Source organism: Rhizobium sp. N122 (genome assembly GCF_002211295.1).
GTDB lineage: Bacteria > Pseudomonadota > Alphaproteobacteria > Rhizobiales > Rhizobiaceae > Rhizobium.
Genome location: NZ_LOKU01000001.1, coordinates 214840 through 229730, shown reverse-complemented (window position 1 = coordinate 229730; position 14891 = coordinate 214840). Strand labels below are relative to the sequence as shown.

Sequence of the window (14891 nt, the reverse complement as noted above, 5' to 3'; positions counted from 1 at the left end):
GCCGTCTCCCCAGGCGCTCAGTAGAGAATCGATCGTTCCGTTTCCTTGTCGAACAGCTGCGCATTGCTCATGTCGGCGACAAGCGTCGCCTCGTCGCCGATGTCAGGCCGGAAGCGCGGCGACACGCGGGCGATGAGATTGCGACCGCCGGCCACCATATTCAGATGCACCTCAGAGCCCATCGGTTCGGCAAGCTCGACCACTGCCTTAACCGGCGCGAGATTTTCGGCCGGGATGTCGGCCGGCGGCAGTTCGTGGAAGTTCTCCGGGCGGATGCCGAGCACCAGTTCGCGGCCCTCGTAGGGGCCGATCCTGCTCTTGTCGAAATGCGCAGGCAGCGGCAATTCGCGGCCGTCGAAGATGGCGACGTAGCCGTCACCCCGGCGCTGAATGGTCGAGGGCAGCATGTTCATCTGCGGCGCGCCTATGAAGCCGGCGACGAACATGTTGACGGGGCGGTCGTAAAGGTTCTGCGGCGTGTCGACCTGCTGGATATGGCCGTCCTTCATGACGACGATGCGGTCGGCCATCGTCATGGCTTCCACCTGGTCGTGGGTGACGTAGATGAAGGTGGCGTTGAGGCGCTTGTGCAGCTTGGTGATTTCCGAGCGCATCGTGCCGCGCAGCTTGGCGTCGAGATTGGACAGCGGCTCGTCGAGGAGGAAAACGGCCGGGTTGCGCACCATGGCGCGGCCGAGCGCGACGCGCTGGCGCTGCCCACCCGAAAGCGCTTTCGGCTTGCGGTTCAGGAGATGGGTGATGTCGAGGATCTTGGCCGCATCCTGCACCTGCTTGTCGATGAAATCACGCGACACTTTGCGCAGCTGCAGGCCGAAAGCCATGTTCTTGTAAACGGTCATATGCGGGTAGAGCGCATAATTCTGGAAAACCATGGCGATATCCCGGTCCTTGGAGGGGACGTCATTCATGACGTCGCCGCCGATCTTGAGTTCTCCGCCGGAGATCTCCTCGAGGCCGGCGATCATCCTGAGCGTCGTCGATTTGCCGCAGCCGGAGGGGCCGACCAGGATGATGAATTCCTTGTCTGATATTTCGAGGTCGATATCGTGGACGACGGTGAGCGCGCCGTAGGATTTGTTCAGCTCTTTAAGCGAAATGCTGGCCATCGGGTTCTCCTGACCTCACCAATAGGAAGACCAGCGGCGCGAAAGACGCGTCAAAGCTTCCATATAATAATAATCTCCCCAGGAGACGCACTCATCGACGCCCTCGCCGCGGCATGTGTTGAACGGCGATTTCTTCGAATAGGTCGCATGCAGCACCAGGCCGTTGGAGACGGTTGGATCCTTGACCGCATAGTGATCGGCAAGGCTCTTCACCATGCGCCGCGCCAGCACGCGGTAGCGCTCGGCGGTGTCGGCGTCGACGAGCTCGGCCATCTCAAGCAGGCCGCAGGCGGTGATCGAGGCCGACGAGCTGTCGCGCGGCTCGCCGTCGCCATCGGAAAAAACGAGATCCCAATAGGGCACCATGTCGGCCGGCAGCCGGTTGAGGTAGAAGGCGAGCAGCCGGTCGAAGCTCCGGCGATATTCCTCGATTGGCTCGTAGCGATAGGAGATCGCCATGCCCGCTATGCCCCATGCCTGCCCGCGCGCCCAGAAACTGTCGTCCCGGTAGCCCTGCTTGGTAGCGCCGCGCACCGGCGCGCCGGTGACGGGGTCCATGTAAAAGGTGTGATAGGTGGAATCGTCAGGCCGCACCGAATGGGCAAGCGTCGTGCGGGCATGGGCGAGCGCGATCTCGCGATATTTCGGATCGCCGGTCTCGCGGCTTGCCCAGTAGAGCAGCGGCAGGTTCAACAGGCAGTCGATGATGTAGCGGTATTCCTCCGGCTTGCCTTTATGGCCCCAGGCCTGGATGAACTGGCCGATTGGCTGGAAGCGCTCGATCAGCTGGTCGGCGGCCAGGATCGCCGCCTTGCGGCCATCCTCGTCCCCGACGAGTTTCCAGGCGGCGATGCAGGAGGGCGAATAGAGAAAGCCCATATCATGATGATCGGTCTCGATGCGGTTGACGATCCGATGCAGGAAGGATTGGACCTGGATCTGCGCGGCATGGCGGAACACCGGATCGCCGCTATGCTCGAAGGCCAGCCACAGCTCGCCCGGCCAGAAGCCGGCGGTCCATTGGTCGTTCGCCACGGCGGGATAGATATTGTTCACGCTCGAATGGTTCTGCGCGGCATGGGTGAACTCGGGGAGATTGCGCCTGATCTGCGCGACGGCGAGATCGAGCGCGGCTTGGACCTCGTCGTCGGTGATCGGTAGCGGGGCGACGGATGACACGGCGTTCATGGATTTACCCCTTCAGTCCCGTCGAGGCGATGCCCTCGACGAAGAAGCGCTGCAGCGCGAGGAAGACGATGAGAACCGGGATGAGAGCGACGACGGAAGCCGCCATGATCAGCCCGTATTCGGCCGAATACTGCGAGATGAACATGCGCAGGCCGATCTGGACGGTCTTCAGCTCGGTCTTGGTGAGATAGATCATCGGCCCGAGGAAATCATTCCAGGTGCTGACGAAGGTGAAGATCGTCAGCGTCGAGAGCGCCGGCTTCGAGAGCGGCAGCATGATGCGCGCCCAGATCTGATATTCGTTCATGCCGTCGATGCGGGCCGCCTCGCAGAGCTCGGTCGGGATCGACATGTAGAACTGCCGCATCAGGAAAACGCCGAAGGCGGTGAAGGCCTGCAGGCAGATCAGCGCCAGATGCGTGTTGTTGAGGCCGAACTCGCGCATCAGCAGGAATTGCGGCACCATATAGACCTGCCAGGGCATGGCGATGGTGGCGATATAGCCGAGGAACAGCGTGTTCTTATAGGGGAAATTCAGCTTGGCGAAGGCATAGGCGGCAAAGCTGGAGGTCAGGAGCTGCAGCAGCGTGACGATGATCGTCAGCTTCGAGGTGTTGTAGATGAAGAGCGCAAGCGGGATCTTCGTCCAGATGTCGACGTAGTTCTGCCATTGCGGCTGAGACGGTATCCACTCGATCGGGAAGGCGAAGACGTCGCGGCTGAGCTTCAGGGATGCCGAGAGCATCCAGGCGAAGGGCATCAGCATCACCACCGTCACCGTGATGACGATGGCATAGAGGAGGACCGTTTTGACGGTGATCTTGTGCCCGACGATCCTCATGCCTCGTCCTCCCTCTGGCGGCGGAACTGAAAGACCGTGACCGCGAGCACGAGGAAGAACAGCACCAGCGAAATCATGCTGGAATAGCCGAGATCCCAGGAAATGAACGCCTCGTTGTAGATGTGGTAGACGAGGACGAGAGTCGATGTGCCGGGGCCGCCCTGGGTGATCATGAAGATCTGGTCGAACACTTTGAAGGACTGGATCGTCAGCATGACGGTGACGAAAAAGGTCGTCGGCCCGAGCTGGGGGACGGTCACGTGGATGAATTTCTGCCAGGAATTGGCGCCATCGAGATCAGCGGCCTCATAGAGTTCGGCATTGATCCCCTGCAGCCCGGCCAAATAGATGACCATGTAGTAGCCCATGTTCTTCCAGATGCCGAACAGGATCACCGTCACCATCGCCCAGTGGCGGTCGGCCGCCCATCCCGGCATGTTCTTCGGGTCGAGGCCGAGCGTGTAGAGGATCATGTTCACCGGTCCCATCTCGGGATTGAAGATCATGTTCCAGACGACGGCGACGGCGACCAGCGAGGCGACATAGGGGAAGAACATCGCCGTGCGGAAGAAATTTCGCCCGACGATTTTCTGGTTGAGGAGAACGGCGAGGCCGAGCGCGCAGAGCAGTGTCGCCGGGACCGAGGCGGCCGTATAGATGATCGTGTTCCAGAAGGCGGCGATGAACGCCTTGTCGTCGAAGAGCCGCCAGAAATTGTCCAGCCCCGCGAATGTGATCGCATTCGAGCCGTCCCAATGCATGAAGGCGAGGGCGAAGGCGAACAGGATCGGGCCGAGCGTGAAGACCGCGAAGCCGAGGAAATTCGGGGCGATGAAGGAATAAGCGACGAGCGCATTGCGGATCTTGCGCTGCCGCTTGGACAGGGCGGTGACCTTCCGGCGGGAAGCCGCTGGGGCGCCATCCGTCGCGATGACCGAATTCGATATGGACACCGATGCTTCCTCCTGGGCGGGCATTCTGCGGCTGGCCGCGAGATTCTTAGATCCTAAAATCCGGGCGGCCGAATGCCGCCAGTTCTTCCTCCTGCCAAGGACATAGCACATCTCCGGTATTGGTCAAACAAGTTCTGAATAGGTCATACAAATTTTATGGAAAGCGCCGAAAACATATGATAGGTGAGGACGAAGGCTAAGCGCCGTCAATGCTTTTCCAATGCGGGGAGGGACATGTTCAGCGAGATTTCAGGCGAGCTGCCGGATGTCCTGGGTGATTTTTTACCGGGTGCCGTCTGCTCCGATCGCGCCAGATGGAATGCTGTGCCCCCGGCGACGCGCGATCTGGTCGTGCGCGAAGCCGAAGCCACACTTGCGCGGCCCTGGCCCCTTATCATCGCTTCGGATTACCGGCAGTACACCGAGACCGGCAATCGTTCGCGCTTCGAGGAGCTTTATTTCACGCGCCGCCGGATGCTGAACAATCTGGTGCTGGGCGAACTCGTCGAAGCCGGCGGCCGCTTCCTGTCTGCGATCGTCGATGGCATCTTTCTGATCGCCGAGGAAAGCGGCTGGCAGCTTCCGGCGCATAATGCTTATGAACGCAGCGGTGCGCGGCTGCCGCTTCCCGACAATTCGCAGCCCGTCGTCGATCTCTTCGCCGCCGAAACGGCCGCCCTGCTGGCCACCGTCATCGCCTTGCTCGGCGAGGAGCTTGACGGCATCAGCCCCGAGATCGTGGCGCGTGTGGAGCGGGAGATCGAGATCCGCATCCTGACGCCCTATCTCGGCCGGCATTTCTGGTGGATGGGCCGCGGTGACGAGCGGATGAACAACTGGACGGCCTGGATAACTCAGAACGTCCTGTTGACGGTGTTCTCCCTAAAAACCGATCAGCCGTCACGTCGCGCCGTCGTCGAAAAGGCGCTCGGCAGTCTCGATGCTTTCCTGAAGGATTATGCCGAGGACGGAGCCTGCGAGGAGGGGGTGGTCTATTACCGCCACGCCGCGCTCTGTCTGCACGGCGCGCTAACCGTGCTCGATAGCGTGGCGCCCAGGCTCTTCGACAAGATCTGGCGGCAGCCGAAGATCCGCAACATGGCTGAGTTTATCGCCAATATGCATGTGACCGGACGCTATTTTTTCAACTTCGCGGATTCCTCGGCGGTGGTCGAGCCCTGCAGCGCACGGGAATATCTGTTCGGCAAGGCGGTTGGTTCCGAGATGCTGGCGGCGTTCGCCGCCGCCGACCGGGCAGCGACCGGGAGCCCGCATCTGCCCGGCGAATGGAACCTCTGGTATCGCGTGCAGGAGCTGCTGGCCGGTCATGCGATCCCCGCCGCCGGACCGCAGCCGATATCCGGGCGCGATAGCTTCTATCCCGGCACCGGCCTGTTCATCGCCCGCGACGAGCAGTTTTCGCTTGCGGTCAAGGGCGGCAACAACGGCGAAGGCCACAATCACAACGATGTCGGCAGCGTGACGCTCTACAAGAACGGCTGTCCCTTCCTGATCGATGTCGGCGTCGAGACCTATACGGCAAAGACCTTCTCGCCGCGGCGTTACGAAATATGGACGATGCAGTCGGCCTTTCACAACCTGCCGACCTTCGAAGGCGTCATGCAGTCCGCCGGCGAAGCCTTCGGCGCCCGTGACGTCGAGGTCGAATTTGGCGAGAGCGAGGCGCGCATATCCCTCGATATATCAGGTGCCTATCCCCCGGAAGCGAAGTTGCGCAGCTATCGGCGCGCAGTCTCCCTGCAACGCGGTCGCCATGTCGAGATCGTCGATACTTATGATGGGGACAGACCGGCAGTCCTGTCGCTGATGACGTGCCTGCCGCCGATCGTCGCCCCTGACAAAATCGATCTCGCCGATCTCGGCAGCATTGTCGTCGACGGCGCCGGGCCGATTGAAGTGGACCAGATCGAAGTGGATGACATCAGGCTGAGAGCGGCCTGGCCCGAGAGGCTTTACCGGCTGCGCCTGCCCTTTGCCGGCAAGTTGTTGAGATTGCGGATCGTCTGAGGAGGGCGCGCATGGAGTTGACGCTGAAGATCGTGGATGCCGATGGCTTCGTGCTGGCAAGTCATACGGGGCAGGACGAGACGTTTCTGGTCTATCGCCAGAATTATGATGAGGGCGACTGCGTCGTTGTCGAGGCTTCCGAGCCCGGACATGTCTTCCTCGCGCTGGACAATGCCATCCATCCTGGCCTCGTCTACATCAGGGAAAACGGCTATTGCCTCGCCGTGCCCTTCGGCGACAAGCGCAAGTCCTATTCGCCGAACGCCTTCAGGGGCGACATCCACCGGCTTTCAGCGCGAAGCGCGCGCCCTGACGAGATCGTCCAAAGGCGCAATCTCGCTGTCAATCCCTGGGACGATCACGCCAATCGGGCGCTTTTCCCGCATGCGCGCGCCAATGTCGAAACTCGCGGCGAAGCGGTGTTTGCCGCGCGCAACGCGATCGATGGTGAAAAGGCCAACGACAATCACGGCTTCTGGCCTTACACCAGTTGGGGCATCAATCGCGATCCCAAGGCCGCCCTGACGGTGGAATTCGGCCGACCCGTCCGGATCGATGAGATCGTCTTCTACCTCCGGGCGGATTTCCCGCATGATTCCTGGTGGGAGCAGGCGAGCGTCACCTTCTCGAATGGCGCGACCTCCTCCTTTCCGCTGGTGAAATCGGGTGCCGCGCAGGGTTTTTCCATCGAGCCCTGCATCGTCGAATGGGTGGAACTGCATGGGTTGATCAAAGCGCCGGATAGCTCGCCCTATCCGGCGCTGACGCAGATCGAAATCTGGGGAACGGAGGCGCCCGGTGCCGCAGCCGTCGAAGACGAGGCCCGGCACACCGCTCGTCCTCCTGCTCTATGAATCCACGGCCGGCCTCGGCCGTGCCGCGCTCGGCGGGCTATCGTGCAGCCGGTTCCAGGCGCGGCGCAACTGCCGGGCCGAGCCGAAGCCGGCGCGCATCGCAACGGCTTCCATATCCAGCCTCGAGCCGGCGAGCATCTCGCGGGCGAGGGCGACGCGCATGCGGTTGATGAAATCTGTCACGCTCATGCCCGTCTGCTCGTTGAACAGCCGTGAAAGATTGCGCGGGCTGGCGCCGCTGAGGCGGGCGAGCGAGGCGACCGACCAGTTCCGGGTCGGATCAGCGGCCACTGCATCCTGTGCACGGTGAATGACCGGGTGGATGTGGTTGCGACCTTCGAGCCAGGGTGAAAGCTGCGGGTCGGAGCCGCCGCGCCTGAGATAGACCACGAGATACCGCGCGACCGCGACGGCGCATGCGTGGCCGGCCGCCTCGGCGACGATATGCAACATCAGATCTATGCCGGCGGTGATGCCGGCGCTGGTCAGGCGCTCGCCATCCTCGACATAGAGCCGGTTGTCCCGGATGCGCGCGGTCGGCGCGAGCCTCGCTAGGTCCTGCATGCAGCCGTGATGGGTGGTGCATTCGCGGCCGTCGAGCATTCCGGCCTCTGCAGCGAGCAAGGCGCCGGAGCAGATCGAAACCAGCCGAAGCCCTGGACGAATGGCGCGCTTCAGCCACGCGACGATGGCGGCCTGGGCGTCGCGCTCCTGCTCGTCCCATGGACGGTTGTTTTCCATCGGAGCGTCGGCGCTGCCGGCGATGACGACAAGCGCCTTGTCGGGCAAGCACTCCGGCAGGGCGGCGACGCCGGTAACGGCGAGGCCGATCGAACTGCCGACCGTTGCCGACGGACCGATATAGGTGACGCTGAAGCGCACCGTCCGCTGTTCGAGGTTCGCCTTGCGCAGCACTTCGATCGGGCCGGCGACGTCGAGCAGCAGCACGCGCGGCGGCACGACGACGAAGACGGGGATCCCGAAGGGCTGCGCAGCGTCTATCATGCGGCGAGTTGCTCTGCAGGCCCCGCCAGCGCCTGTTCGACGGTGGCGATCCTGGCAAAACGGCCCGACAGGACCAGTTCCGTGCGGCCGCGGATTTCCTCGGCGCTCCAGGTGCGTCCCGTCGCGTCGGTCATCGGGAAGGTCAGCGTCGCTTCGCCGACATAATCGACCTGATAGCCGAGATCCGATGCGTGGCGGGTCGTGGTCTCGCAGCATTGTTCGGTGCGGATGCCTGAGACGATGATTCGACGCACGCCGTTCTCGGTCAGCCAGACGTCGAGCCCGGAGCCGACGAGCGCGCTGTGACGGCTCTTCCTGAAGGTCGCCTCGGGGGCGATCCTGAGCGGGGCGAGCGTCCTGACGAAGCCCGAGCTTTCCGAAAACGGCCCACTTCCGTCGACATGGAAGATCTGAATGACGGGTATCCCGCCGGCCTGCGCGCCGTCGATCAGAGCCTGCTGACGATCGATATAGGCGGATGCGGGGCTTTCGTCCCAATAATCGCGCTGCCGGAAGGACTCCTGAGCGTCGATGACGAGAAGGATGGTATTATGGCCGGACATTTCTTGCTCCATTATGTTGATCATGAAGCCATATTCCATCGTCTCAAGACAGAGGAAAATGCACGCGCCGGACAAATAGCGGACAATTCACGCCAGAAGATGCCAAAGGCAGAACCCGCTGGGCGGCAGGTAACATCCAGCGCCTGCCGGCCTTGCATTCCTACGCTTCCGCTTGACCCTCTGCCCATGCTAAGGGGATGCATGAGACTGCTTGTGGTGGAGGACAACAAGGATCTGGCGGCCTGGCTGGGCAAGGCCCTGCGGCAGGCCCAATACGCTATTGACATCGCTTATGACGGCGAAGATGCGGAGCATCTGCTCAAGGTGGCGGAGTATTCGGCGATGATCCTCGACCTTTCGCTGCCGAAGCTTGACGGATTGACGCTTCTCAAGCGGCTGAGACAGTCGGGGAACAAGCTCCCGGTGATTATCCTGACCGCGAATGCGAGCCTCGACGGCCGTGTGGCGGGCCTCGACAGCGGCGCCGACGATTATCTCGCCAAGCCCTTCGAAATCGCTGAACTCGAAGCGAGAATCCGCGCGGTGGTGCGCCGCGGACAGGATCGGGCATCCTCCGAGATCACCGTCGGCAACTTGCGTTTTTCCGGCGGCACACGGCAGTTTTTCGTCGAAGACGAGCCGCTGCAACTGACGCCGCGCGAATATGCCGTTCTCGAACAGCTTGTCATGAAGCTCGGCAACACGGTTTCGAAAGCCGCGCTTTCCGAAAGCGTATTCGGTTTCGACGACGAGGCGGATCCGAGCGCAATCGAAATCTACATCCACAGGCTTAGAAAGAAGCTCGAGAGCAGTTCGGTTCAGATCGCGACCTTGCGCGGGCTCGGTTATCTCCTCCGACATGTCGAATAGCGTCGTCACAAAGACCGGTGCCACGATCGCGCGGCTCAGTCAGAGCCTGAGAGTACAACTGCTCTGCTGGGTGCTGCTGACGCTGTTCGGCGCCATCGGCTTCAATCTTTACGACAGCTTCTGGACGGCGGATGCGACGGCAAAGCTGGTGACGGATCGAACCCTTCTGGCCTCGGCCCGCGTCATCGCCGAGGCCGTGCGCGTCGATGAGGGTGGCAATGTTCAGGTGGACGTGCCGCCGGCCGCACTCGAGATGTTTGACACGGGTTTCGGCGACCGCGTCTCCTATCAGGTGATCACCGCCTGGGGCAGCCTGGTGAGCGGCTTTCCCGACTTGCCGTTGCCGACTGTCCAGCGGGCCGGCGAGGATCGCGTGTTCCATGGCGCCGATGTACGCGTCATGATGCTCGACCATCCCGTTGTCGGTCTTCCCGATGACGGCACCGTCTCGGTGAGCATCGCAGTGACGCATAACAGTCAGTATGCGATGCGAAGGCAGCTGTGGCTTTCGGATTTTTCGAAGCAGTTCGTGCTCGTCTTCGTCGCCAGCCTGGTGACCATCCTCGGTCTCCAACGCGGCCTGGCGCCGGCTCTCAGGCTGCGGGACGCCGTGCGTCAGCGCGGGCGCAACCGTCTTGATCCGCTGCCGCCCGAGATGGTGCAGAGCGAACTGCGTCCGCTCGTCCATGCGCTGAACGACTATATGGAGCGTGTCCAGAACCAGATGGCGGCGCAACGGCGCTTCGTATCGAATGCCGCCCATCAGCTCAGAACACCTCTGGCGCTGATTTCGACGCAGGCGAGCGTCGCGGCTCGCGAGCGGGATGCGGCTCGCCGCGACGAGGCGCTTGTCGCTCTCCGGACCAGCACGCGGCAGATTTCGCGGCTTGCCAGCCAGTTGCTGACCTTGTCGCGCGCCGAGCCGGGAAGCAGGCGACCACGCAGCGATGCGACCGACCTCAGCAAGGCTGCCCGCGAGATCCTGGAAGTGCATGCCGAAGAGGCGCTACGGCGCAATATCGACGTCGGATTGGAGGCGGATCGACCCGTCATCGTCGAGGGCGACGGCACGATGCTGCGTGAGATGCTGGTCAATCTGATAGACAACGCGATCCGCTATGTCAGCGCGGATGGACGGGTGACCGTTGCGGTCCGGCAGGCAGATGGCAAGGCGGTCGTCACCGTCGAGGACAACGGGCCGGGCATTCCCGAGGGGGAGCGCGAACAGGTTTTTGAACGCTTCTACCGGATCATCGGGACGGAAGCGGAGGGCAGCGGCCTGGGACTTGCGATCGTCCGGGAGGTCGTGGAAGGCGCGGGAGGTTCAGTGTCGCTGGGTGATGCCGAAGGCGGCGGTCTCGTCGTGACCGTGCAACTGCCGCTGGCGTAAATCGGCGACGATCGAATGAAAGAAGGCCGGGCGTGGTTGCCCGGCCTTCGATGCGATCCGCCTTGAGAGGACGTCGATCGTATTACTGCGTATCCATGTGCTGCTGCGGCCGCCACTTCGCCAGGCGATTTTCGATCAGCGTCATGATGTATTCGGCAACGAGCGTGACGACCATGACGAGCAGGATTGCCGCGAACATTCCGGCCGCGTCGAAGGTGCCCTTGGCGATCGAGATGAGCTGGCCAATGCCGAAGCGGGCGCCGACGAATTCGCCGACGATGGCGCCGATGATCGCAAAACCGAAAGAGACGTGCAAGCTGGCGAAGATCCAGCTCATCGCCGAGGGAATGACCACCGTGCGGGTCACCTGCCAGTCCGAGGCGCCGAGGATGCGGGCATTGGCGATCATGTTGCGGTCGGCCTCGCGCACGCCCTGGAAGGCGTTGGCGAAGACAACGAAGAACACCATGATGAAGGCGAGCGCCACCTTGGACGGCAGGCCGAGACCCATGATCATGATGAAGATCGGGGCAAGCACCACACGGGGGATCGAATTGATCGCCTTGATGTAGACGGAGAAGATATCCGAGAGGAAGCGGTTGCGGCCGAGGCCGATGCCGACGAAGACGCCGGTGATCGAGCCGGCGAAGAAGCCGATCAGCGCCTCTTCCATCGTCACCCAGAGATTGTACCAGAGCGACCCTTCGGTGGTGCCTTCTGTCGCCCATTCGTAGAGGCGCTCAACGACGCCGCTTGGGCTGGAATAAAAGAAGGGATCGATCCACTGCATGTTGGAGGAGAGCTCCCACATGCCGATCACGAAGACCAGGATGGCTATCTGCCAGAAACGCACCAATAGTTTGCGCTGCCGTATTGCCTTCAGTGCCGACGCCTCAATTTCCGTGTCCGATGTGCCGGGCCGAAACATAGTGGCCGAACCGGCCTCAAGAGTCGTGTGTGCCATGATATCCTCCCTCAGGCCGCTTCGCTGGCGCGGCGGTAGCTGGTTTCGACCTCTTCGCGCAGGTCCTCCCAGATCGTCTTGCAGTAGTCGATGAAGTTCTGCTCGTAGCGGATCTCCGACACGACGCGGGGGCGGGGAAGATCGATGGTGTAGACCGACTTGACTGTCGCAGGGCCGGCGGTGAGCACATAGACCTTGTCGGCGAGCGCCACGGCCTCTTCGAGATCGTGGGTAACGAAGACAACCGAGGCCTTGCGCTCCGCCCACAGCTTCAGGAGCTCCTCATGCATGACGGTGCGGGTCTGCACGTCGAGCGCCGAGAAGGGCTCGTCCATCAGCAGGATCTCCGGCTCGTTGATGAAAGTCTGTGCCAGCGAGACGCGCTTGCGCATGCCCCCTGATAGCTGATGGGGATAGTGATGGAGAAACTTCGACAGGCCGACGCGCGCCAGCCAGTCGCGGGCCAGCTTCTCAGCTTCGGCGCGAGACTTGCCGCGGAACAGCGGCCCGGCCATGACGTTGTCGATGACGTTTTTCCAGGGAAATAGCGCGTCGGTCTGGAAGGCGAAGCCGACACGCGGATCGATGCCGGTGATCGGCCCGCCCATCAGGCGGACTTCGCCGGCGGAGGGGCGTGCGAGACCCGTCACCAGATTGAGCGTCGTCGATTTGCCGCAGCCGGTCGGGCCGACGACGGCGACGAACTCGCCGCGGGCGACCGTCATGTTGAAATCGCGCAGCGCAGTCAGGGATTTTCCGGTCGGCGAGACGAAGCGCCGGCTGACATTGATCAGCTCGATCGCCGGGATCTGTTTGTTGTCCTGTTGCATGGTGATACCTGAGGCGTGCTTGAGGGCGCGCACGCAAAGCCCATGATCGAACGGAGGCCGCTCCCGCTTGGGAGCCGGGAGCGGCGCGACTGACTACTGGACGTTCTTGACGAATTCCGTCGTGTAGGTCTTGGAAAGGTCGATCTGCTTGCCCTTGACGTTCTTGGAGAATTCCGAGAGCACGGCAAGCACGGTCTTCGGACCGTCTTCCGGCATCACGCCGTCCGGCGTGAACATGCCCTTGCCCTCGTCGAGAGCCTTGATGTAGCCGTCCTTGTCGCCGACGTAGAAGTCCTTCGGCATCTTGTCCGCGATCTCGGCGGCGGAATGCGTGTTGATGTAGCGCAGCGTTTTGACGAAGGCGTTGGCGAGCTTCTGCGCCTCGTCCTTGTGCGCGTCGACCCAGGCGGTTTCCATGTAGAGCGAGGCGGCCGGATAGGTGCCGCCGAGCGCCTTTCGGGTCGATTCGACCGTGCGCATGTCGACGAGAACGCTGGCTTCGCCCGTTTTGACGAGGCGCGAGATCGTCGGCTCCGTCGTCATGCCGGCCTGGATCTGATCCTGCTGCATGGCGGCGATGAACGTGCCGCCGGCACCGACGGGAACGGTGACGACGTCACCCGGCTGCAGGCCGGCCTTTGAGGCCATGAAGAGCGTCAGGAAGTTGGTGGACGAGCCGAGGCCGGTAACGCCGAGGGTCTTGCCCTTGAAATCGGTCGGCGATTTGATGTCAGGATGCTTGCTCGAGACCATCTCGACCTCACCCGGCGCCTGGCTGAACTGGACGAGGGATTCGACGAATTTGCCCTTGGCCTGCAGGTCTACGCAGTGATCGTAGAAGCCGACGACACCCTGGACGGCGCCTGCCAGCAACTGGTTTTCGGCATCGACGCCGGCAGCTTCGTTCAGGAGCTCGACGTCGAGACCCTCGTCCTTGAAGTAACCGAGGGATTCAGCGAGTTTGGCGGGCAGATAGATCTGCTTCTCATAGCCGCCGACCATGATGGTGATCTTGTCGGCCGCGTGGGCCGCCGTTGTGGCAAAGGATGCCGCGGTCAGCAGCGCGGAAAAAGCGACGGTGTGAAAAAGGCTGCGTGAAGAACGCATTGATATCTCCTCCTGGTGGTGTGCTGCATCGTCGTCTCGCCACTTCGACCGTGTCTCCTCCACGATGCTGCCATTTCCTATGACCTCAAAGCTTTCAGTTAGCTTTCAGCCGCAGACGGCGGTAAACAGTCCGCCATGCATCTCGGTGATGCGCGCTGGGCAGTGGCCATCACAATAAAGGCGGCTGCGTAAACCGGCCAGCAGCTTCGCTCCCCAAGCCCATGTTCAGATGGCGGGTAAGCTGGTCAATCCCGGAAAACCTGTAGCGCTGGCAGCGCTTCTGGCGGGCCTCAGCTCGTAAAGCTTCGCAGATCCTTCAGCAGGTTCCGGTATCTGGCCTGGCTGCCGACCAGATGCTCGCGCATGGCGTTGCGCGCGGCCTGATCGTCCCTGTCCGAGATGGCCATGACGATCGCTTCGTGTTCCCTGTGGATCAGCTTTCGGTAAGCGGTCTGCTCGGCGGTTCTCGTTTCCGGAACGAGCCGCGACTGCGGAATGATCACGGTTCCCTGCGATTCTAGGAAGTGCTTGAACAGCGGGTTGTTCGTCGCCTCGGCGATCGCCACATGAAGGTCGAGATCCGCCTCGCGGATGGATTCATCCGTCTCGATGCGCTGGAGGATTTTCCGGTGGCATTCGAAAATCGCCTCCTCCTGCGCCGGCGAGCGACGCAAGGCGGCAAGTCCCGCCGCCTCGATCTCGACAGGCGTTCGGATTTCGAGCACTTCCAGATCGGAGGCGACGCGGGCCTTGTCGACCTTTCGGCCTGACAGCGCCGGATCGGCGCCGATCACGAAAATGCCTGCGCCCTGACGCACCTCGACCAGTCCGTCGGAACGAAGCGCAGCAACCGCTTCGCGCACCACGGTGCGGCTGACGCTGTGCGTCTCGGTGAGTTCATGCTCGCTCGGAAGCTTGTCGCCGGCGGCATACTGGCCGCTGAGGATCGCCTGCCGAAGGCTTTCGCCGACCTGTGAGACCAGCGATCCCGTGCCTCTGCTGCGATCCTTCATCTGCATAGCCACGCCTTGACCCCCGCTCCGGCTTTGATCCGGATGCTGCCAAGATCGGTGACATGCGACATCCTGATTCATCACACATGTATGACAAATTTTCCTTTCTTTCAATGGAGGAAAAGAGCGCTGACATTCATGGGGTTCGACATTGGACA

The 14891-nt window shown here is 62.1% G+C and carries 14 protein-coding genes; 4 read left to right on the top strand and 10 right to left on the bottom strand.

Features of this window, described 5'->3' with window-relative positions:
- Positions 1-17: 17 nt before the first annotated feature.
- Genes ugpC through ATY75_RS00985 form a run of 4 tightly spaced genes read right to left on the bottom strand, consistent with a single transcriptional unit; the run spans position 18 to position 4133 of the window.
- A complete protein-coding gene (ugpC, locus tag ATY75_RS01000; RefSeq protein WP_088936093.1) occupies positions 18-1127 on the bottom strand; it encodes a sn-glycerol-3-phosphate ABC transporter ATP-binding protein UgpC in 1110 nt (369 codons plus the stop codon).
- A 15-nt stretch (positions 1128-1142) separates the two neighbouring features.
- Positions 1143-2315, bottom strand: a complete 1173-nt coding sequence (locus ATY75_RS00995; RefSeq protein WP_088936092.1) for a glycoside hydrolase family 88 protein — start codon at positions 2313-2315, stop codon at positions 1143-1145.
- Positions 2316-2319: 4 nt separating this feature from the next.
- Positions 2320-3156: a carbohydrate ABC transporter permease gene (locus ATY75_RS00990; RefSeq protein ID WP_088936091.1), complete on the bottom strand. Its 837-nt coding sequence runs from the start codon at positions 3154-3156 to the stop codon at positions 2320-2322.
- Positions 3153-4133 (bottom strand): sugar ABC transporter permease, encoded by a 981-nt coding sequence (locus ATY75_RS00985; protein WP_190241293.1) that lies wholly within the window; start codon positions 4131-4133, stop codon positions 3153-3155. Before ATY75_RS00985 ends, ATY75_RS00990 begins: the two co-directional genes overlap by 4 nt.
- A gap of 210 nt (positions 4134-4343) precedes the next feature.
- Between ATY75_RS00985 and ATY75_RS00980 the strand changes: the two genes are divergently transcribed.
- Both ATY75_RS00980 and ATY75_RS00975 read left to right on the top strand, forming a co-directional pair.
- Positions 4344-6137: a heparinase II/III family protein gene (locus ATY75_RS00980; RefSeq protein WP_088936089.1), complete on the top strand. Its 1794-nt coding sequence runs from the start codon at positions 4344-4346 to the stop codon at positions 6135-6137.
- An 11-nt stretch (positions 6138-6148) separates the two neighbouring features.
- On the top strand, positions 6149-6991 hold the full coding sequence (locus ATY75_RS00975) for a carbohydrate-binding protein (RefSeq protein WP_088936088.1): 843 nt from the start codon (positions 6149-6151) through the stop codon (positions 6989-6991).
- Here ATY75_RS00975 and ATY75_RS00970 read toward each other — a convergent pair.
- Complete coding sequence (locus ATY75_RS00970; RefSeq protein ID WP_088936087.1) at positions 6986-7996, bottom strand: helix-turn-helix domain-containing protein; 1011 nt, start codon at positions 7994-7996, stop codon at positions 6986-6988. The genes ATY75_RS00975 and ATY75_RS00970 overlap by 6 nt on opposite strands.
- Entirely contained in the window at positions 7993-8571 is a 579-nt protein-coding gene (locus ATY75_RS00965) for an isochorismatase family protein (protein WP_190241299.1), read from the bottom strand. Before ATY75_RS00965 ends, ATY75_RS00970 begins: the two co-directional genes overlap by 4 nt.
- Before the next feature lie 189 nt (positions 8572-8760).
- Between ATY75_RS00965 and ATY75_RS00960 the strand changes: the two genes are divergently transcribed.
- Together ATY75_RS00960 and ATY75_RS00955 are read left to right on the top strand one after the other, a co-directional pair.
- Positions 8761-9429, top strand: coding sequence for a response regulator (locus ATY75_RS00960; RefSeq protein ID WP_088936086.1), 669 nt, complete (start codon positions 8761-8763; stop codon positions 9427-9429).
- On the top strand, positions 9419-10819 hold the full coding sequence (locus ATY75_RS00955; protein WP_088936085.1) for a sensor histidine kinase: 1401 nt from the start codon (positions 9419-9421) through the stop codon (positions 10817-10819). The genes ATY75_RS00960 and ATY75_RS00955 overlap by 11 nt, the downstream gene beginning before the upstream one ends.
- A gap of 82 nt (positions 10820-10901) precedes the next feature.
- Here the strand turns inward: ATY75_RS00955 and ATY75_RS00950 are convergent, their stop codons facing one another.
- The 4 genes from ATY75_RS00950 to ATY75_RS00935 form a co-directional block, all read right to left on the bottom strand.
- Positions 10902-11783: an ABC transporter permease gene (locus ATY75_RS00950; protein ID WP_064844564.1), complete on the bottom strand. Its 882-nt coding sequence runs from the start codon at positions 11781-11783 to the stop codon at positions 10902-10904.
- 11 nt (positions 11784-11794) lie between these two features.
- The gene (locus tag ATY75_RS00945) at positions 11795-12613 is read right to left on the bottom strand and encodes an ABC transporter ATP-binding protein (RefSeq protein WP_064844561.1); all 819 of its coding nucleotides are present in this window, start codon (positions 12611-12613) and stop codon (positions 11795-11797) included.
- Positions 12614-12706: 93 nt separating this feature from the next.
- Entirely contained in the window at positions 12707-13720 is a 1014-nt protein-coding gene (locus ATY75_RS00940; protein ID WP_088936084.1) for an ABC transporter substrate-binding protein, read from the bottom strand.
- A 290-nt stretch (positions 13721-14010) separates the two neighbouring features.
- The gene (locus tag ATY75_RS00935) at positions 14011-14739 is read right to left on the bottom strand and encodes a FadR/GntR family transcriptional regulator (RefSeq protein ID WP_088936083.1); all 729 of its coding nucleotides are present in this window, start codon (positions 14737-14739) and stop codon (positions 14011-14013) included.
- Between the last annotated feature and the right edge of the window lie 152 nt (positions 14740-14891).

What these genes read in the sequence shown, in the direction of transcription:
- ATY75_RS00980 (WP_088936089.1), top strand. Translation starts at nt 4,344, where the DNA reads ATGTTCAGCGAGATTTCAGGCGAGCTGCCGGATGTCCTGGGTGATTTT.
- ATY75_RS00985 (WP_190241293.1), bottom strand. Translation starts at nt 4,133, where the DNA reads ATGCCCGCCCAGGAGGAAGCATCGGTGTCCATATCGAATTCGGTCATC.
- ATY75_RS00950 (WP_064844564.1), bottom strand. Translation starts at nt 11,783, where the DNA reads ATGGCACACACGACTCTTGAGGCCGGTTCGGCCACTATGTTTCGGCCC.
- ATY75_RS00990 (WP_088936091.1), bottom strand. Translation starts at nt 3,156, where the DNA reads ATGAGGATCGTCGGGCACAAGATCACCGTCAAAACGGTCCTCCTCTAT.
- ATY75_RS00960 (WP_088936086.1), top strand. Translation starts at nt 8,761, where the DNA reads ATGAGACTGCTTGTGGTGGAGGACAACAAGGATCTGGCGGCCTGGCTG.
- ATY75_RS00965 (WP_190241299.1), bottom strand. Translation starts at nt 8,571, where the DNA reads ATGGAGCAAGAAATGTCCGGCCATAATACCATCCTTCTCGTCATCGAC.
- ATY75_RS00940 (WP_088936084.1), bottom strand. Translation starts at nt 13,720, where the DNA reads ATGCGTTCTTCACGCAGCCTTTTTCACACCGTCGCTTTTTCCGCGCTG.
- ATY75_RS00945 (WP_064844561.1), bottom strand. Translation starts at nt 12,613, where the DNA reads ATGCAACAGGACAACAAACAGATCCCGGCGATCGAGCTGATCAATGTC.
- ATY75_RS00975 (WP_088936088.1), top strand. Translation starts at nt 6,149, where the DNA reads ATGGAGTTGACGCTGAAGATCGTGGATGCCGATGGCTTCGTGCTGGCA.
- ugpC (WP_088936093.1), bottom strand. Translation starts at nt 1,127, where the DNA reads ATGGCCAGCATTTCGCTTAAAGAGCTGAACAAATCCTACGGCGCGCTC.
- ATY75_RS00995 (WP_088936092.1), bottom strand. Translation starts at nt 2,315, where the DNA reads ATGAACGCCGTGTCATCCGTCGCCCCGCTACCGATCACCGACGACGAG.
- ATY75_RS00935 (WP_088936083.1), bottom strand. Translation starts at nt 14,739, where the DNA reads ATGCAGATGAAGGATCGCAGCAGAGGCACGGGATCGCTGGTCTCACAG.
- ATY75_RS00970 (WP_088936087.1), bottom strand. Translation starts at nt 7,996, where the DNA reads ATGATAGACGCTGCGCAGCCCTTCGGGATCCCCGTCTTCGTCGTCGTG.
- ATY75_RS00955 (WP_088936085.1), top strand. Translation starts at nt 9,419, where the DNA reads ATGTCGAATAGCGTCGTCACAAAGACCGGTGCCACGATCGCGCGGCTC.